A 17,896-nucleotide genomic window follows, 5' to 3' on the forward strand; every position below is an offset into this window, starting at 1 on the left:
GGACAGTGCGGGAGACAACGGCCCACCGGGCCTGTAGCAAGCTCATGGCAGCTGCCTCCCTTCCGAATCCCAGCGGTCCCGAGCCGGGACCGTGTGTCGCGATGCCGTCAGCCTAGGTCTTCGGTGTCACCCTGCGCACCGGATTTTCCGACCGACGCGGGCTTCCGCGGAGCCTCAGGCTCAACTTGAGCTTCAGGCTCACGCTCAGGTCGAGGCACAGCGGAGGGAGCAGCCTTCCGGGGCCGCTCCGAGAGCTTCTCGATCTTCCGGCCGACCGTCGCCTCCGGCCGCTCCTCCGACTCCACCGGTGTCAGCGTGTGATCGTGCTCGTGGTGCGGATCCGGCTCCGCCTTCATCACCGGCTCGACCTCGTCGTGCTCCACCCGGTCGTCGTCCTCCTCGGCGGACGCAGCCTGCTTGACCTCGGCGACCTGCGCCTTGTGCGGCCACAGCCGGTCCACGACCGCGTTCAGCGCAGCGCCGATCAGGACGGCGATGGCGGTCATGTAGAGCCACATCAGTACGGCGATCGGCGCCGCCAGCGGACCGTAGATCGACGTACCGCCGACCGTGCTCTGCAGGATCCAGCGGAGCACGAAGCTGCCGAGGATCCAGATCGACAACGCCAGGAACGAGCCGGGGAGGTCCGAGACCCACGGCGTACGGATCGGGACCGAGAGGTGGTACAGCGTGTTCAAGAAGCCCGCGGACAGGATCGTGACCACCGGCCAGTACAGCTGGTTCAGGAAGTCCAGCCGGTGCGGCAGGAGTGCGTCGACCGCGTCGGGGCCGGCCAGCACCAGCGGCAGGACGATCACGCCGATCACCAGCGCCGCGCAGTACAGCGAGAACGACAGCGCGCGGGTCCGGACGATGCCGCGCTTGCCGCCCATCCCGTACATGATCGTGATGGTGTCCACGAACACGTTCAGCGCGCGGCTGCCGGACCACAGCGCCAGCACGAAACCGATCGAGATGACGTCCGGGCGGCCGCCGTTCAGCACCTGGTCCAGCGTCGGGGCGATGACGTTCTTGATCGAGTCGTCGGTCAGCGCCCGCGCGGCCAGGTCGACGATCTGCTGCTTGATGTCGTTGATCGTCTCGACCTCGAACCACTTGCTCGCGATGTAACCGAGCGAGCCGGCCAGCCCGAAGATCAGCGGCGGCAGCGAGAGGATCGCGAAGAACGCCCCCTCGGCCGCGAGTCCGGTGACCCGGTAGCGCAGACAGACCCCGATCGTCTGGGTGAGCAGCTTCCAGGTCGTCGCGGGGACCTTGCGGACCCATGCCAATGAGAGGGAGCTCCCACCAGTGGGTCCTGCCCCAGAACGTGCCATACCGCTTACCGTACTGACATGGCGGACCCATTCGCGGTAACGAATCAGGCTCCCCCACTGCGGGGCGTGAACTTCTTCACCCGGGACGCGGCGCTCTGTGACGCTCTGCGTCCGTACGCCGACCTCACCGGGGATCTCACAGCCGATCCCGATCTGCTCCGGATCGGCGAGCTCGCGGGATCCGAGGAGGCGCTGTCTCACGCTCTCCCGGCGAACCAGAACGCGCCGGTGCTGCGCACCCACGACCGCTACGGGAACCGGATCGACGAGGTCGAGTTCCACCCGTCGTGGCACTGGCTGATGGAGCAGGCCGTCGGATTCGGGCTGCAAGCGGCGCCGTGGACGAGCGAGCGCCCTTCACCGCACCTGACCCGCGCGGCCGGGTTCTACCTGTGGTCGCAGGTCGAGCCGGGCCACGGCTGCCCGATCTCGATGACGTACGCCGCCGTGCCCGCCCTCAAGGTGGACGCGCAACTCGCGAAGGAGTGGGTCCCGCAGCTCGCCTCCACGCAGTACGACGTACGCCGGCTGCCAGCAGCGAGTAAGAACGGCGTTCTCGCCGGGATGGGGATGACCGAGAAGCAGGGCGGTTCCGACGTACGGGCGAACCTCACGACGGCGACGCCCGCCGGCGACGTGTACCAACTGAACGGGCACAAGTGGTTCTGCTCGGCCCCGCAGGTGGACGTTTTCCTCGTCCTCGCGCAGGCGCCGGACGGGCTGAGCTGCTTCGTCGTACCGCGGGTCCTTGCCGACGGCAACCGGAACCCGTTCGCCCTGCAGCGGCTGAAGGACAAGCTCGGCAACCGCTCGAACGCCTCCAGCGAGGTCGAGTTCCACGGCACGATCGGGTACCGCCTCGGGGACGAGGGCGCCGGCGTACGGACCATCATCGAGATGGTCGCGGCGACCCGGCTGGACTGCGTGCTCGGCTCGGCCGCGCTCCAGCGGCGCGCACTCGTCGAGGCGAGCTGGCACACGCAGCACCGGTCGGCCTTCGGCGGCCTGCTCGCCGACAAGCCCGCGATGCAGAACGTGCTCGCCGATCTCGCGCTGGAGAGCGAGGCAGCCACCGCGCTCGCCATGCGCCTGGCCGCCGCAGTGGATTCCTCAGACCCGAAGGAAGCAGCATTCCGGCGGATCGGGCTGCCGCTCGCGAAGTTCTGGGTGTGCAAGCGGACGCCGTTCATGGTCGCGGAGGCGCTGGAGTGCCTCGGCGGCAACGGGTACGTCGAGGAGTCCGGGCTGCCGCTGCTCTACCGGGAGTCGCCGCTGAACTCGATCTGGGAAGGATCGGGCAACGTCAACGCGCTCGACGTACTGCGTGCGCTCCGCCGGCCGGAGTCGCTCGAGGCGTGGCTGCTCGAGGTCGGCTCGGTGCAGGGTGCCGATGCGCGGCTCGATGCGGCGGTGAACGACGTACTGCAAGCGCTTGCTGACATCGAGAACGCCGAGGCCGGTGCTCGCAGACTGGCCGCGCGAATGGCCCTGTGTCTCCAGGCTTCGTTGCTGATCCGGCACTCGACGCCGGAGGTCGCTGACGCATTCGTTGCGTCCCGGCTGGCCAACGACTGGGGCGGTGTGTTCGGGACGCTGCCACGGACCACACCGTTCGCTGGCATTGTCGAACGCACGATAGGGTGAGCGAGTCGCGACTGGCGCGCTGAAGGTGGAGAACCACCGGGGAGCGAAACCCGTCGGCACCGTGCGCCTGGGTGCCTTCGACCCACTGCAACCGCAGGAGAGACAACGATGACTCAGTCCTTCGACGCCGCCGCCGCGTCGGCCGCGTACAACAACGCGCTGCAGGTGATCGCCGCGGTGGAACCCACCATCGCCGGCGCGATCAAGGCCGAACTCGCCGACCAGCGGTCCTCGCTGAAGCTGATCGCGAGCGAGAACTACGCCTCCCCCGCCACCCTGCTCACGATGGGCAACTGGCTGTCGGACAAGTACGCCGAGGGCACCATCGGGCACCGCTTCTACGCCGGCTGCCAGAACGTCGACACCGTCGAGCAGGCGGCCGCGGACCACGCCAAGGCCCTGTTCAACGCGCCCCACGCCTACGTCCAGCCGCACTCCGGCATCGACGCGAACCTGGTCGCGTTCTGGGCGATCCTGGCGCAGCGGATCGAGTCCCCGGCACTGGCCGAGGCGGGCGCGAAGCACGTCAACGACCTGACCGACGAGGACTGGACCAAGCTCCGCAAGGCGCTCGGCGACCAGAAGATGCTCGGCATGTCACTGGACGCCGGTGGTCACCTGACGCACGGCTTCCGGCCGAACATCTCCGGCAAGATGTTCAACCAGCACTCCTACGGCACCGACCCGGAGACCGGACTGCTCGACTACGACCTCGTTGCCGAGCAGGCGCGCGAGTTCAAGCCGCTGATCCTGATCGCCGGCTACTCGGCGTACCCGCGCAGGATCAACTTCGCCAAGATGCGCGAGATCGCCGACGAGGTCGGCGCCACCCTGATGGTCGACATGGCGCACTTCGCCGGCCTGGTCGCGGGCAAGGTCTTCACCGGCGACTTCGACCCGGTCCCGCACGCACACGTAACCACGACCACGACCCACAAGTCGCTGCGCGGCCCGCGCGGCGGCATGGTGCTCTGCCAGCCGGAGTACGCCGACGCCGTCGACCGGGGTTGCCCGATGGTGCTGGGCGGTCCGCTCAGCCAGACGATGGCCGCGAAGGCGGTCGCACTCGCCGAGGCGCGGCAGCCGTCGTTCCAGGAGTACGCGCAGGCCGTCGCCGACAACGCGGTCACGCTGGCCGAGGGCCTGATGAAGCGTGGCGTGAAGCTGGTGACGGACGGCACCGAGAACCATCTGGTGCTGCTGGACGTCTCGTCGTACGGCATCACCGGCCGGCAGGCCGAGTCGGCGCTGCTCGACGCGGGCATCGTCACGAACCGGAACGCCGTACCGCGGGACCCGAACGGCGCCTGGTACACCTCCGGTGTCCGGATCGGTACGCCGGCCCTCACCACGCGCGGCTTCGGCAGCGGCGAGTTCGACCGGGTCGCGGAGCTGATCGTCGACGTCCTGTCCTCGACCACGCCGACCACGACCGCGGCGGGCGCCCCGTCCAAGGCGAAGTACGTGCTGGCCGACGGTGTGGCCGACAAGACCAAGGCCGCTTCGGCCGAGATGCTCGACAAGTTCCCGCTGTACCCGGGCCTCGAGCTCAGCTGACGCACGTCGCGGCGCCCGCTCCTCGTGTCGGGGAGCGGGCGCCGCTTCGTCTGGTCAGACGTCCTGCTTGACTCCCATCAGGGCGTCCTGCGAGGGCTTCTCGGCTCTCGCGGGCATCAGGACCGCGGCGAGGATCGCGCCGGCGACGGCGATGCCGGCCGAGACCCACATCGTGGTGTTGAGACTGTCGATGAAGGCGTCCCGGACGTTGTCCAGCAGTTCCGGCGAACCAGCCTTCTCGGCGACCGCGAGCCCGCCGGCCAGGCTCTTCTCCACCGCGTCGGCTGCCTGCGCGGGCAACCCGGCGGTGTCGACGTTGTTCCGGTAGACCGAGTTCAGCACGGTGCCGAGTACGGCGACGCCGACCGTCCCGCCGACCTGTCGAAACGCTTGCAGCAAGCCCGATCCGGTCCCCGCCCGCTCCGGGTCGAGTACGCCGAGTGCCGCGTTCATTGCCTGCGGCATCGAGCATCCGAGGCCGAAGCCGACGACTGCAAACCAGATCGCGGTGTACCCGTACCCGGTCCCGAGATCGGTGAAGGCACCGAGCACGAACCCGGCCGCCATCACCACGAACCCGGACATCACCACCAGCCGCGTGCCGGCCTTCGCCTCCACCGGCTCGGCCAGCTTCGCGCCGACCGTCATACCGCCGATGAACGGCAGCAACTTGAGACCGGTGTGCAGCGCGTCCGATCCGTTGATGCCCTGGAAGTACTGCGGCATCGTGAACAGCAACCCGAAGATCGCGAACACCGATACCGTCAGCAGTACGGCGCCACCGGTGAACACCCGCTCGCTGAACAGCCGCAGCTCGATCAACGGTTCGCTGGTGCGCCGCTGCCACAGCAGGAACCCGGCGATCAGTACGACGGCGAGCCCGAGGAACACGATCGTCACGGTGTCGCCCCAGGACGCCTCGCCTGCTTTGGTCACGCCGTACACGAGGGCCGCGAGACCGGCGCTCGACAGGATCATGCCGAGCCAGTCGATCGCCGGGCGGCTCGCGCTCCGGCTCTCCGGAACGAGCAGCGTGACTGCTAGCGCTGCTAGGAAGGCGATCGGGATGTTGATCACGAAGATCCACTGCCAGCCGGCGTGGTCGAGCAGCAGACCGCCGACGATCGGGCCGAGCGGCATACCGATGCTGTTGGCAACGACGAAGAACCCAATCGCTTTCTTCCGCTCCTCCGCGGTGCGGAACAGCACGGTGATCAGCGAGAGCGCGACCGGGACGATCATGGCCGCGCCGATCCCGAGGAACGCGCGGGCGGCGATCAGTTGGCCGGCCGAGTCCGCCAGCGCGCAGGCGAGCGACGCGAGGCCGAACAGGGAGAGCGCTATCGCGATGATCTTGCGCCGCCCGTACCGGTCGCCGAGCAGACCGGCCGGCAGCAGCAACGCGGCGAGCACCAGGTTGTAGCTGTTCGCCATCCACTGCAGCTGACTGGTGGACGCCTCCAGGTCCTTCGCCAGCGTCGGCAGCGCGACGTTGAGCACGGTGGTGTCCAGACCGAGCACGAGCACAGCGAGACACAGTGCGATGAGTACACCGAAGCGGCGGGCGCCGGTCAGCGTCTGCCCTCCGGTATCGATGGTCGAGGTCATGAATTCAAATTATCAGAAGTCTGTGATAATTGCGATAGATCAGATTACTGTAAGCTTCAACCATGGGTGAGGAACCGAGCCGGGAGGCCGTCAGCCAGTTCGTCGAGCGCTTCGCGGGGGTGCTGGCGAACAGCGGCGTACCGACGATGTCGGCACGGGTGATGGGCGCGATGCTGGTCAGCCCGACCGGGACGATGACGGCGGCCGAGCTCGCCGAGGCGCTGCAGATCAGCCAGCCGGCCGTGTCCGGCGCCGTACGTCAGCTGCTTCAGGTCTCCTTCATCACCCGCGAACGGCTGCCCGGCTCGCGCAAGGACCACTACCGGATCCGCGAGGACGTCTTCGCCGCGATCCTGGAACGTCGCAACCTGGCCCTCAGCGAGTGGGAGTCGACCAGCCGCTCCGGCGCGTCCCTGTTCGGCGAGGACTCCCCCGTCGGCCGCCGCCTCACCGAAGCCGCCGACTTCTTCGCCTTCATCCACGCCGACATGGACCAAATGATCAAGAACTGGCGCGCGGAACACCCGCGATGAACCGTCGCGAAGCGAACCAGCTCGTCGGTACGGCGTGGTTGGACAGCGACTACCGGACGTGGTGGGAGACGCGCGTCATGCGGCGGCGCGTGCCGCTCTACCGCGTCGGAGTCGCCGCCGTGCGTGCACTGAACGCGGTGACGGGTGGTGCGAACCGGCCGTCGCTGAAGGTCACCCGGTGGAACCGGATCGGGCCACACGGCGGCACCTTCGTGATGGACAAGCTCGAGACGATGACCGGACGGACCGATCATCCGGTCACCTCGCGGGCCGAGCTGCGCGCACGGACCTCGTTCGCGTCCCGGCTGGCACGGGCCGTCTCCGCGGACGAGTGGCCGCAGATCATCGCCGAGCACGAGCGGCGCCGGCGTGGCGAGCGTCCGCAGTACCGGTATGTCGGCCATCGGCCGCTGAACGCGACCTCGCACGCGTTGATGGACGAGGCGTGGGTCCGGGGCGAGCTGCCGACGGATCAGTACCGGGCGTGGAACGTGCTGAAGCATGAGGACGAGGGAGCGTTCTACAGCGAGTTCTTCACCGACGGGGATGCTCGCGGTTATCCCGGTGGTGAGACGAATCCCGGCTTCCGGCGGGGGCGGATCATGTTCGACGTCAGTTGGCGGGAGAAAGCGTCGCTGGCGGGTGAGCGCCACGTACTCCGTCGCAGCCGGATCCTCCGCGCTAAGGAACTGGTCAAGTTCTTCCGCACGGAGCTCAAAGAAGCCGTCCGGCCGCCCGTATCCTCCCCGGCGCAACCACTCCCGGCTGAACCGCCCACACACCACGCGGTCTACACCGAGCCAGTTGTCGCCGCGATCGCCGATTTCACCAAGCCCGAGACCCTGCGCTCCCCCACCGCCCGCGGCGAAACCACGCCGGATCGCAAACGCGCCTCGGCCATCGACCTCGCCAACACCGTCGCCAAGGCACTCCCACCAGCCGTACCAGCAAGAGCGGTGGGCGCGGCTGACCAAGAGGCGGCGGCTGACGGACAGGCGGGAGTGGTCAGCAGTGGGGTGGTCGAGGAAGGTCGGTCAGGATTTGGCGAGCCACCGCCAGGGCAAGCTCGTCCGCCCCATGGGGCGCAACAATCTGCGCACCCACCGGTAGCCCGTCCGCCAGTCCCGCCGGGACACTCACCGCGGGATGCCCAGTCACGTTGAAGATCCAGCACGGGTCGCCGGTCACGATGCTCTGCTCGTGCTGGTCGTAGCCGTGGGCAACGGTCAGCGTCGTCGGAGTCACCAGCGCATCGACCTCGGCGAACAGATCGGCCAGCGCCGTGTTGTTGAAGTCGCGAATCTCCCGCGCACGGTTGGCGGCCGCCGCCTCCGCACCACGCCCGTTGTCCAGCCCCGACAACACCGGCCAAGCCTCGTCCGTAGATCCGAGCTCCAGCGGTACGTCGACCACCTCGACACCGCGCTCGGCAAGCCGCTCCCGCACCACCCGATCAACGCCTGGATCCGCAGCCCACCGGCCCAGCGTCGAGAAATAAGCAACCCGCCACTGCCGCGCGCTCGCCAACGCAAACGGCCCGCTCGCGGCTGGACCGACCAGGCCTCCTCCGTACCGACCCAGCTCGAGCGGTCCGGGCTCAGGCGGTACTGGCCAGTGGGGAAGGGATGTGGGGTCGAGGCGGTGGGGGCCGCTGGCGATGCTGGTGGCGAGGATGACGTCGTCGAGGTCTGCGCCGATCACGCCGGCCGTGGTCAGTCCGCCGAGTGCGCGTCCGCCCGCGCGCGGGACGCGACCGTACGTGCCCTTGAACCCGACGATCCCGCAGAACGATGCCGGGATCCGCAGCGACCCGCCGCTGTCACCACCGGTCGCCAGCGGTACGACGCCTGCCGCGACCGCCGCCGCACCACCCGCGGTTGACCCACCAGGCGACCGCTCCAGGTCCCACGGGTTCCGCGTGTACTCGCGCCCGTTCCACCCGAACGTCAGCGACACCGCACCCGACCGCGCCCGCGTCGCCCAACCGATCGGGATTGCGCCGGCGGCGATCAGCCGGGTCAAGATCGGCGACTCAGGCGGCGTACGCGCCTTGATCAGGAACGGTACGCCGGCCAACGGCCCCGTCGGCTCCAACCGCTCAGCCGCCCGGCACGCCCCATCCACATCAAGCTCGTCGAGAAAGTGCAGCACCGGGTCGAGCCGCCGAGCAGCGTCCACCGCCTCCTCAACGACCTCCACCGCGGTGACCGCCCCGGACCGCACCCGCTCCGCAATCCCCCGAGCCGTCCCCCACCCCGACACCGCCGTCATTCCCTCACCCCACCGTCACCGCAGCACCACAGCACCACAGCACCACAGCACCACAGCACCGCCGACCCACAGCACCCCAGCACCGCCGACGCAGCGCACCCCGCCAGCCCCGGTGGTCATTCGGCGATCAGGCTGTAGGCGAAGGCGAGGCGGCGGTCCAGCCAGGCCGCTTTGATCCTGATCGACTTGGTTGCCTCGGACAACATGACGATGTCGTCTCCGGCTCGCCACTCCAGCACGCGCTGCTTGGTCGGCTGATCGCCGCCCTCCGCACCGAAGCTCGTGAGCGCGTCCAGCACCCCGGTGAAGAGCCGTCCCGCAGCCTTCTCGGCGAGTTGTTTCGCGTCGCCGCTCAACCACTCGGTCCGCCCGATCACGTCCACCTGGCCGGGCTGCTCGATGCGCCAGTTGGGGCGGAGCAACGGCCGATTGGACGGGATCCGGGTGATGGTCCCGACAATCGACCCACCGCCGTCGTGAACGCTCCACGAGTTGTCCCCCGACGGGACCACCGAGCAGAGCAGTTGCGTCAGCTCGGCATCGAGGTACAGCGAGCGTTCCGGAGCGACGTACGCACAAGCCGCGAGCACCCGATCGAACTTCCCGCCCTGCGGAACCCGGATCGCCTTCGGCCCCCACCCGATCTTCTTCCGCTTCGGAGTCGCCGGCAGCTCGACCGACCCGACGGTGAATTCCCGAACGCCCTCCCAGCTCAACACCCGCCGGAGTTTACGTGAGCACGTTCCGACGTACACACGGACAGGAGGTGTCCGGCCGCCAGGTAGTGCACCTGAGCGCGATCGCGACCGCGCGTACACCGTCTCACCAGTGCACTACCTGTCCATCTGCACACCTCCCACAACCAGCCGACGCCGCCGACTGTCCCGACCTCGCGCCCAGCCGGATAACCCTTTGCGTACATGGTTCTCCCCTCATGTGTCAGTAGAGAACCCATCACACGAGGGGATAACCGGCTCTTCTGTCCGATGTGGGTGATGATCAGCCCGATCCGGGGTCGTGCGACAGGTCGTGGTGGGTCGGCACCAGGTATTGCCTGTCCCAGGTCACCAGCGCCTGTCCCCACCCCCGACCGCCGCCCCGCCAACCGTCGCCCCGCCCGGTCGCTCGTCCCTGCGGTGAGCAGACGACGGGTTAACCCCTCGCGTCGGGGGTTCTCTACTGATACATGAGTGGAGAACCCTGCACACGAAGGGATAACCCCGGCTCTTCTGACGGCGCTCCACTGACGTGGGGCTCGCCGTTGGGTCAGCGGTTGACGCGGGCGGCTGCCCAGATGACCAGGGTTGCGAACAGGGTGGCTACCAGGGCGCAGGCGATGGGGATGCTCGACAGGCTGATCAGTGCGCCGAAGCCGACCATTGCGAGCGGCATCATTGCCTCGTCGGACAGGTTGACGATGCTGAAGCTTCGGCCCAGGTACGTCGGGTCGACGGTCTGCTGGAACGCCGCGGACAGCTGCGCCGACGCGATCCCCGCCGTGCAGCCGATCATCGCCATCGCGACGAAGACACCGAGCTTCGGCATCAGCCCGATCATCGCGCAACCGGCCGCCTGGACGACCAGCGCCAGCAGACCGGACCGCGCCAGGTCGGCGGGCTTCCACCGCATCGCGACCAGTGCCCCCACCGCGGCCGCGACCCCGGAGCAAGCCTCGAACCAGCCGTACCAGGCCGAGCCCCACCCGGCGGAGTGGGTGCGTTGCACCAGTCCGACGGCAAGGATCGGGCCGACGCACAGGTTCAACCCCGAGAACGCGATCACGAGTGTCCGCGCCCTGGCGTCCTGCTTGAGGTACGCGAACCCGTCCCGCAGGTCGGCGCGGATCGAGTGGCCCGTGGAGACGGGCTGTGGGAGGCGCGGTTTCACCAGGAACGCCAGTGCCGCCGCGATCACCACGTACGACGCCGCGTCGACGATCATCACGGTGATCAGACCGCCGTGCGCGACCAGCAGGCCGCCGAGCGGGGCGCCTGCGAAGACCGCCAGCCGCTGCGCCAACTGGCTCCCGGCCGACAGTTTCACCAGGTCTTCCGAACGGACCATCCGCCGCGGGAGCGTTCCGGAGGCCGGCGTGTAGAGCGCGTCGACCGCGCCGAACACGACCGCGACCGTCGCTAGCAGTGCTAGCGAAAGTCCCCACATCGCCACGGCCGACGCGGCGACCGTGAGTACGACGATCCGCGCGAGGTTGGCGAGGATCATCGTCCGGCGGCCGTCGAAGCGATCCGCGAGCGCACCGCCGTACAGCAGGATGAGCGCCTTCGGCAGCGCGCCGATCCCCATCACCAGACCCGCACCGGCCGGGCTCGTGACCTGTGCGGCGCTCCAGGCGAGTCCGACGTACCAGGCCATGTCGCCCGCCCGTGACACCGCGGACGACGCGATCCATCCCTGTACCCGACGATCCCTCCGGAGCGGCGGAAAGACGTCGGTACTCATGGGCGTGCAGGAACGGCGTGCGCGAAGAAGTAGACCCGGTGCGCGTCCTCACCCTCGGCCGGTCGGTCGGAGTACGAGCGGACCAGCTCCTCGATCCGCTCGCTCAGCTCGGTGAGCTGGTCGGGCGTCAATGTGAGCCATCTCTCGGTGGCGTATGCCGCCCGCAGCCAGGGCTCCTCGAACTGGTGCCGCATGTCGAACCACTCCCGCACCTTGCCGACGTGATGAGCGAGGTTCGCGTCCTCGGCGGAGGCCGCGACCAACTCGGCCGCCGGGTCGCCCTTCGCGTCCGCGATCGACCACGAGTACTCCGAGGTGTCGCCGAGCTTCCACCACCGCTCGCGGCGGTTCCTGGCCAGCTCCGGAGCTTCGACGATCACGCCCGCGGACGCGAGAACCTTCAGGTGATGGCTGACATTGCCGACAAGTTCTCCGGTGGACCCGGCCAGCCGCGACGCGGTCGAGGGCCCGTCGATGTTGATCAGGTCGAGCAGCCGGCGGCGCAGCGGGTGGTGCATGGCGGCGAGTACGGACGGTGTCACGGTCCGGCGGTTCGGAGGCGTCATGACGAGCACCGTAGCTTCCACAAGAACTCTTGCACAAGAGTTCTTGTACGACGTATTTGCCGCTGGAATCAATCTCCATCAGACTGGTAGAGATAGCCACATCGTGAGATCGGATCTCAGGATGTAGGAATGGGAGTTGATTTGTCAGCGGTTCGCGCTGACGCTTGTGGACATGCTCGCTGCGTTCACCACCCACCTCGTAGGTCGGCTTCATGTCGACCTCGGGCGGATGCGCAGTGCCATCTGTTGTCCTTCGATGTTCTGACAGCCACCCTGCCCGGGCCAACGACGGCCCCCTGATCACCCCCGATCACCGCTGGGTGCGCACCGCGCGGAACGCATCGAACCGACGACGCTTCGATCCTGCCGCCCTCGGTGAGCACCTGTCACGAGGACAAGGACACGCCCCGGATGACTGCCGGCGTCACCTCCCCCGCCCGCAAACCCGCCCGGCCCCGTAAAGGCAAGGGCGAAGGCCAGTGGGCGCTCGGATACCGCGAGCCGCTGAACAAGAACGAAGAGAACAAGAAGAACGACGACGGCCTGAACGTCCGGGCGCGGATCGAGAACATCTACGCGCACCGCGGCTTCGACTCGATCGACCCCGCCGACCTGCGCGGCCGCTTCCGCTGGTGGGGTCTGTACACCCAGCGCAAGCCCGGGATCGACGGCGGCAAGACCGCGACGCTGGAGCCGGAGGAGCTGGACGACCGCTACTTCATGCTGCGGGTCCGGATCGAGGGCGGCCAGCTGACCACCGAGCAGCTGCGGGTGATCGCCGAGATCTCCACGACGTACGCCCGCGACACCGCGGACATCACCGACCGGCAGAACATCCAGCTGCACTGGATCCGGATCGAGGACGTGCCGAGCATCTGGGAGCGGCTCGAGTCGGTCGGGCTCTACACGACCGAGGCGTGCGGCGACGTACCGCGGGTCGTCATCGCGAGCCCGGTCGCGGGTATCGCGGCGGACGAGATCATCGACCCGACGCCGGCCATCGACGAGATCGTCACGAAGTACATCGGCTCGGACGAGTTCTCCAACCTGCCGCGGAAGTTCAAGACGGCGCTCACCGGGCACCCGTCGCACGACGTCGTACCGGAGGTCAACGACATCGCGTTCGTCGGTGTCGTGCACCCCGAGCACGGCCCGGGCTTCGACCTGTGGGTCGGCGGCGGCCTGTCGACGAACCCGATGCTCGCGCAGCGGCTCGGCACCTGGATCCCGCGCGAGGAGGTCGCGGAGGCCTGGTGGGGGGTCACCAGCATCTTCCGCGACTACGGCTACCGCCGGCTGCGGAACCGCGCCCGGCTGAAGTTCCTGCTCGCGGACTGGGGTGTCGAGAAGTTCCGTGAGGTACTGGAAGACAAGTACCTCAAGCGGAAGCTGATCGACGGCCCGGCGCCCGCGGTGCCCGCCGTGCAGGGCGACCACGTCGGGGTGCACAAGCAGAACGACGGCAAGTACTTCGTCGGCGTCGCGCCCGTGGTCGGCCGCGTTTCCGGTACGTCGCTTGCGCAGGTCGCCGACGTGGTGGCGCGGCACGGCTCGAACCGGATCCGCACCACCCCGCAGCAGAAGCTGCTCGTGCTGGACGTCGAGGAGTCGCAGGTCGACTTGCTCGTCGCCGAGCTGGACAAGCTCGGGTTCCAGGCGAACCCGAGCGGCTGGCGACGGAACACGATGGCCTGCACCGGCATCGAGTTCTGCAAGCTGGCGATCGTCGAGACCAAGGCGAAGGCCGCGCGGCTGATCGAGGAGCTCGAGGAGCGGATCCCCGAGCTCGACGTGCCGATCACCGTGAACCTGAACGGCTGCCCGAACTCCTGCGCCCGGATCCAGACCGCCGACATCGGCCTCAAGGGCCAGCTGGTGATGGGTGCCGACGGCAAGCAGGTCCCGGGCTACCAGGTGCACCTCGGCGGCGGGCTCGGTCTGGACGCCGGCTTCGGCCGGAAGCTCCGCGGCCACAAGGTCACTGCGGACGACCTCACCGACTACGTGGAACGTGTCACCCAGAACTACCTGAAGGAGCGCAACGAGGGCGAGCGCTTCGCCCAGTGGGTCACCCGAGCGGACGAGGAGGCACTTCAGTGACTGAGCGTGCGGCACCTCTTTACTGCCCCTACTGCGGGGACGAGGACCTTCGTCCTTCCGAAGAAGGCCATGGCGCCTGGGAGTGCCGGCCATGTGCACGGGTGTTCCAGCTGAAGATGATCGGACTGCGGGTGACGGTGGAATGAGTACGGATCTGAAGACGCTCGCCGAGGAGGCGAACGAACGGCTGGCCGACGCGTCACCCGTGGAGGTGCTCACGTGGGCGCGGGAGACCTTCGGTGACGAGCTGGTCGTGACCGCCTCGATGGCCGACGGCGCACTCCCCCATCTCGCGGCGCAGGCGGCGCCCGGGGTCGACGTACTGTTCCTCGACACCGGCTACCACTTCGCCGAGACGATCGGGACCCGGGACGCGGTGGCGGCGACGCTGCCGATCAACCTCATCAACGCTCTGCCGAAGCAGACCGTGGCCGAGCAGGACGCGGAGTACGGCGAGAAGCTGCACGACCGCGATCCGAACAAGTGCTGCGCGCTCCGCAAGGTCGAGCCGCTGAACCGGTACCTGTCCGGCTACAAGGCCTGGGTCACCGGCATTCGCCGCGAGGAGGCGCCGACCCGCGCCAACACGCCGGTCGTCGAGTACGACGAGAAGCGCGACATGGTGAAGCTCAACCCGATCGCGCCGTGGACCCAGGAGGACCTGGACAGCTACATCCAGGACAACGGCGTACTCGTGAACCTGCTGCAGTACGACGGCTACCCGTCGATCGGCTGCGAGCCGTGCACGCAGCGCGTCGCGCCCGGTGAGGACCCGCGCAGCGGCCGCTGGGCGGGCACCGGCAAGGTCGAATGCGGGTTGCACGTATGACCGCGATAGTGGAAACGCCGACGGTCACCGAACTCGACGCGCTCGAGAGCGAGTCCATCTTCATCTTCCGTGAGGTGGCGGCGGAGTTCGAGCGGCCGGTGATCCTGTTCTCCGGCGGCAAGGACTCGATCGTGATGCTGCACCTGGCGCGGAAGGCGTTCGCGCCGGCCGCGGTGCCGTTCACGTTGCTGCACGTCGACACCGGCCACAACTTCCCCGAAGTACTGGCCTATCGCGACGCGGTCGTGGAGCAGCTCGGGCTGCGGCTCGAGGTCGCGAAGGTCGAGGACTACATCGCCGACGGACGGCTGCGCGAGCGCACCGACGGGACCCGGAACCAGCTGCAGACCGTTCCGTTGCTCGATGCAATCAACGCGCACCGGTTCGACGCCGTCTTCGGCGGCGGCCGGCGTGACGAGGAGCGGGCGCGGGCGAAGGAGCGGATCTTCAGCCTGCGCGACGAGTTCGGTCAGTGGGACCCGCGCAACCAGCGCCCGGAGCTGTGGTCGCTGTACAACGGGCGGCACCGGCCGGGTGAGCACGTGCGGGTGTTCCCGCTGTCCAACTGGACCGAGCTGGACGTATGGAACTACATCGAGCGCGAGCAGATCCCGCTGCCGTCGATCTACTACGCCCACGAGCGGGACGTTTTCGAACGCGACGGCATGTTGCTTGCTGTCGGCCCCTACTCGCAGCCTCGCTCGGGTGAAACCGTCGCCAAGCGCGTGGTCCGGTACCGGACCGTCGGCGACATGTCCTGCACCGGCGCCGTCGCCAGCGTCGCGACATCCGCGGCCGAGGTCGTCATCGAGGTCGCGGCCAGCGAGATCACCGAGCGCGGCGCCACCCGCGCCGACGACCGCGCCAGCGAGGCCGCGATGGAAGACCGTAAACGAGAGGGGTACTTCTGATGAGCACCCTGTTGCGGCTGGCAACGGCCGGATCGGTGGACGACGGCAAGTCGACGCTGGTCGGTCGGCTGCTGCACGACTGCAAGGCGATCCTCGCCGACCAGATCGCGCACGTGAAGACGGTCTCCGAGGCCCGCGGCGGCGACTTCGACTTCGCACTGCTCACGGACGGCCTGCGCGCCGAACGTGAGCAGGGCATCACGATCGACGTCGCCTACCGGTACTTCGCCACCGACAAGCGCTCGTTCATCCTGGCCGACTGCCCCGGGCACGTGCAGTACACCCGGAACACCGTCACGGGCGCCTCGACCGCGGACGTGGTCATCATCCTGGTCGACGCCCGCCACGGCGTCCTCGAGCAGACCCGCCGGCACCTGGCCGTGGCCGGTCTGCTCCGGGTGCCGCACGTCGTACTCGCGGTGAACAAGATCGACCTGGTCGGTTACGACGAGGCCGTGTTCACCAAGATCGCCAAGGACGTCGGCGAGGTCGCCGACCAGCTCGGTATCGCCGACCTGAAGGCGATCCCGGTCTCCGCGCTCGTCGGCGACAACGTCGTCGAACACTCCGCCGACACCGCCTGGTACGACGGACCGACGCTGCTCGAGGTCCTGGAGAACGCGACCGGACGCACCGACACCTCGAACCAGCCGCTGCGGTTCCCGGTGCAGTACGTGATCCGCCCGCAGACCGACGAGTACCGCGACTACCGCGGCTACACCGGAACCGTTGCCTCCGGCACGGTCACGGTCGGCGACCCGGTGATCGTGCTGCCCGCGGGACGCCGTACGTCGATCGCCGGCATCGACCGGCCGGTCGTCACCGCCACGTCGACCGCGGTCGTCGAGCGGCCGTCCGCGATCGCCGGCGAAGCCGTCACGGTCCGGCTCGCCGACGACATCGACGTCGCCCGCGGCTCGGTGATCGTCGCCGCCGAGCACTCCCCCGGCACCCGCCGGGAACTGGCGGCCACCGTCAGCTGGCTGGCCGACCGGCCACTGACCGTCGGGGCCCGGGTGCTGATCAAGCACACCACCACCACCGCGCAGGCGATCGTCACCAAGATCACCGGCGCGCTGGACCTCGACACGCTCGGAGTCATCGACGCCGCCGAGCTCGCCCTGAACGACATCGGCAAGGTGCAACTCAAGATCGCCGCACCGCTGGCCGCCGACCCGTACTCCAGCAACGCCATCACCGGTTCCTTCCTGCTCATCGACGCCCACGACGGGTGGACGCTCGCGGCCGGAATGATCGACGACGAAGAAGGGGAACTGCTGTGACTGCTCCAGCGCTCGTGATCCTCGCCCACGGCAGCCGCGATCCGCGTTCGGCCGCCACCGTCCACTCGCTCGTCAAGTGCCTGCGCGAGATGCGTGACGACCTGCGGATCGAAGCCTCCTTCCTCGACCACTGCCCGCCCACGCCGTACCAGGTGATCGGCAAGCTCGCCGCCGAAGGCGTCGAAGAGGTCGTCGTCCTGCCGCTGCTGCTGTCGGCCGCCTACCACGCGCGGATCGACGTACCGGCCGTCCTCGACGAGGCGCGCAGCCGGTTCCCGAGCCTGCGGATCATCGCCTCCGACGTGCTCGGGTACGACGACACGCTGCTCGACGTACTCGACCGCCGGATGCGCGCCGAGCTCAAGGGCGGCCGGGTGCGTGAGCTGGACGCGCTGGTACTCGCGGCGGCCGGCTCGAGCGACTCGCACGCGAACGCGAGCGTCACCCGCCTCGCGCGGCTGTGGGGCCAGCGTCACCGGCTCCCGGTGACCGCCGCCTTCGTCTGCGCCGCCTCGCCGTCACCGGCCGAGGCCGTGCTCCAGTGGCGCCTGGAGGGCCGCCGCCACGTCGCGGTCGGCTCGCTGTTCCTCGCCCCCGGCGTACTCCCCGACCGAGCCGAAACCACGTCCCGCCGCGCCGGCGCGGTCGCGGTCTCCGCTCCCCTCGGCGTCAGCGCGGAGGTAGCCCGCCTGGTCCTCCTCCGCTACGGCGTAGCCGGCCTCGACCTCCTCACCCTGGAGCCAGCGCCGCGTCCAGTGATCGCCCGCCCGATGCTGGTGCACTCGGCCTGAGGGCGG

The 17,896-nt window shown here is 68.7% G+C and carries 14 protein-coding genes and 1 riboswitch; of the genes, 8 read left to right on the plus strand and 6 right to left on the minus strand.

Going from position 1 to position 17,896, the window contains the following annotated elements:
• Positions 1-107: 107 nt before the first annotated feature.
• A complete protein-coding gene (locus tag EV137_RS03970) occupies positions 108-1,337 on the minus strand; it encodes a YhjD/YihY/BrkB family envelope integrity protein (RefSeq protein WP_134126608.1) in 1,230 nt (409 codons plus the stop codon).
• Positions 1,338-1,355: 18 nt separating this feature from the next.
• On the opposite strand from EV137_RS03970, the gene EV137_RS03975 reads away from it, so the two are divergent.
• Both EV137_RS03975 and EV137_RS03980 read left to right on the plus strand, forming a co-directional pair.
• Positions 1,356-2,981 (plus strand): acyl-CoA dehydrogenase family protein, encoded by a 1,626-nt coding sequence (locus tag EV137_RS03975; protein WP_134126610.1) that lies wholly within the window; start codon positions 1,356-1,358, stop codon positions 2,979-2,981.
• Positions 2,979-3,061, plus strand: a riboswitch (ZMP/ZTP riboswitch). Its footprint overlaps the gene before it by 3 nt.
• Before the next feature lie 28 nt (positions 3,062-3,089).
• Positions 3,090-4,538, plus strand: coding sequence for a glycine hydroxymethyltransferase (locus tag EV137_RS03980; protein ID WP_134126612.1), 1,449 nt, complete (start codon positions 3,090-3,092; stop codon positions 4,536-4,538).
• 54 nt (positions 4,539-4,592) lie between these two features.
• Here EV137_RS03980 and EV137_RS03985 read toward each other — a convergent pair whose 3' ends face one another.
• Positions 4,593-6,146: a DHA2 family efflux MFS transporter permease subunit gene (locus EV137_RS03985; RefSeq protein WP_134126614.1), complete on the minus strand. Its 1,554-nt coding sequence runs from the start codon at positions 6,144-6,146 to the stop codon at positions 4,593-4,595.
• Positions 6,147-6,208: 62 nt separating this feature from the next.
• On the opposite strand from EV137_RS03985, the gene EV137_RS03990 reads away from it, so the two are divergent.
• The gene (locus EV137_RS03990) at positions 6,209-6,679 is read left to right on the plus strand and encodes a GbsR/MarR family transcriptional regulator (protein ID WP_134126616.1); all 471 of its coding nucleotides are present in this window, start codon (positions 6,209-6,211) and stop codon (positions 6,677-6,679) included.
• A 1,005-nt stretch (positions 6,680-7,684) separates the two neighbouring features.
• On the opposite strand, the gene EV137_RS03995 is transcribed toward EV137_RS03990, so the two are convergent.
• The 4 genes from EV137_RS03995 to EV137_RS04010 form a co-directional block, all read right to left on the minus strand.
• On the minus strand, positions 7,685-8,950 hold the full coding sequence (locus EV137_RS03995; protein ID WP_134126618.1) for an amidase: 1,266 nt from the start codon (positions 8,948-8,950) through the stop codon (positions 7,685-7,687).
• 116 nt (positions 8,951-9,066) lie between these two features.
• Positions 9,067-9,669 carry a hypothetical protein gene (locus tag EV137_RS04000; RefSeq protein WP_134126620.1) on the minus strand — a complete coding sequence of 201 codons (603 nt, stop codon included), beginning with the start codon at positions 9,667-9,669 and terminating at the stop codon, positions 9,067-9,069.
• A 547-nt stretch (positions 9,670-10,216) separates the two neighbouring features.
• Positions 10,217-11,410, minus strand: a complete 1,194-nt coding sequence (locus EV137_RS04005; RefSeq protein ID WP_134126622.1) for an MFS transporter — start codon at positions 11,408-11,410, stop codon at positions 10,217-10,219.
• Complete coding sequence (locus EV137_RS04010; RefSeq protein ID WP_134126624.1) at positions 11,407-11,976, minus strand: ArsR/SmtB family transcription factor; 570 nt, start codon at positions 11,974-11,976, stop codon at positions 11,407-11,409. The genes EV137_RS04005 and EV137_RS04010 overlap by 4 nt, the downstream gene beginning before the upstream one ends.
• Before the next feature lie 411 nt (positions 11,977-12,387).
• Between EV137_RS04010 and EV137_RS04015 the strand changes: the two genes are divergently transcribed.
• The 5 genes from EV137_RS04015 (at position 12,388) to EV137_RS04035 (ending at position 17,890) form a co-directional block, all read left to right on the plus strand.
• Complete coding sequence (locus EV137_RS04015) at positions 12,388-14,076, plus strand: nitrite/sulfite reductase (protein WP_134126626.1); 1,689 nt, start codon at positions 12,388-12,390, stop codon at positions 14,074-14,076.
• 142 nt (positions 14,077-14,218) lie between these two features.
• On the plus strand, positions 14,219-14,905 hold the full coding sequence (locus EV137_RS04020) for a phosphoadenylyl-sulfate reductase (protein ID WP_134009669.1): 687 nt from the start codon (positions 14,219-14,221) through the stop codon (positions 14,903-14,905).
• Positions 14,902-15,816, plus strand: coding sequence for a sulfate adenylyltransferase subunit CysD (gene cysD / locus EV137_RS04025; RefSeq protein ID WP_134126628.1), 915 nt, complete (start codon positions 14,902-14,904; stop codon positions 15,814-15,816). The genes EV137_RS04020 and cysD overlap by 4 nt, the downstream gene beginning before the upstream one ends.
• Complete coding sequence (locus EV137_RS04030) at positions 15,816-17,099, plus strand: sulfate adenylyltransferase subunit 1 (protein WP_134126630.1); 1,284 nt, start codon at positions 15,816-15,818, stop codon at positions 17,097-17,099. Before cysD ends, EV137_RS04030 begins: the two co-directional genes overlap by 1 nt.
• Positions 17,096-17,890, plus strand: a complete 795-nt coding sequence (locus EV137_RS04035) for a sirohydrochlorin chelatase (protein WP_133788339.1) — start codon at positions 17,096-17,098, stop codon at positions 17,888-17,890. The genes EV137_RS04030 and EV137_RS04035 overlap by 4 nt, the downstream gene beginning before the upstream one ends.
• The last annotated feature ends 6 nt before the right edge of the window (positions 17,891-17,896 follow it).

The sequence above is a fragment of the Kribbella pratensis genome (assembly GCF_004366075.1).
Classification (GTDB): Bacteria; Actinomycetota; Actinomycetes; order Propionibacteriales; family Kribbellaceae; genus Kribbella; species Kribbella pratensis.

What these genes read in the sequence shown, in the direction of transcription:
- EV137_RS03970 (WP_134126608.1), bottom strand. Translation starts at nt 1,337, where the DNA reads ATGGCACGTTCTGGGGCAGGACCCACTGGTGGGAGCTCCCTCTCATTG.
- EV137_RS03975 (WP_134126610.1), top strand. Translation starts at nt 1,356, where the DNA reads ATGGCGGACCCATTCGCGGTAACGAATCAGGCTCCCCCACTGCGGGGC.
- EV137_RS03980 (WP_134126612.1), top strand. Translation starts at nt 3,090, where the DNA reads ATGACTCAGTCCTTCGACGCCGCCGCCGCGTCGGCCGCGTACAACAAC.
- EV137_RS03985 (WP_134126614.1), bottom strand. Translation starts at nt 6,146, where the DNA reads ATGACCTCGACCATCGATACCGGAGGGCAGACGCTGACCGGCGCCCGC.
- EV137_RS03990 (WP_134126616.1), top strand. Translation starts at nt 6,209, where the DNA reads ATGGGTGAGGAACCGAGCCGGGAGGCCGTCAGCCAGTTCGTCGAGCGC.
- EV137_RS03995 (WP_134126618.1), bottom strand. Translation starts at nt 8,950, where the DNA reads ATGACGGCGGTGTCGGGGTGGGGGACGGCTCGGGGGATTGCGGAGCGG.
- EV137_RS04005 (WP_134126622.1), bottom strand. Translation starts at nt 11,410, where the DNA reads ATGAGTACCGACGTCTTTCCGCCGCTCCGGAGGGATCGTCGGGTACAG.
- EV137_RS04010 (WP_134126624.1), bottom strand. Translation starts at nt 11,976, where the DNA reads ATGACGCCTCCGAACCGCCGGACCGTGACACCGTCCGTACTCGCCGCC.
- EV137_RS04015 (WP_134126626.1), top strand. Translation starts at nt 12,388, where the DNA reads ATGACTGCCGGCGTCACCTCCCCCGCCCGCAAACCCGCCCGGCCCCGT.
- EV137_RS04020 (WP_134009669.1), top strand. Translation starts at nt 14,219, where the DNA reads ATGAGTACGGATCTGAAGACGCTCGCCGAGGAGGCGAACGAACGGCTG.
- cysD (WP_134126628.1), top strand. Translation starts at nt 14,902, where the DNA reads ATGACCGCGATAGTGGAAACGCCGACGGTCACCGAACTCGACGCGCTC.
- EV137_RS04030 (WP_134126630.1), top strand. Translation starts at nt 15,816, where the DNA reads ATGAGCACCCTGTTGCGGCTGGCAACGGCCGGATCGGTGGACGACGGC.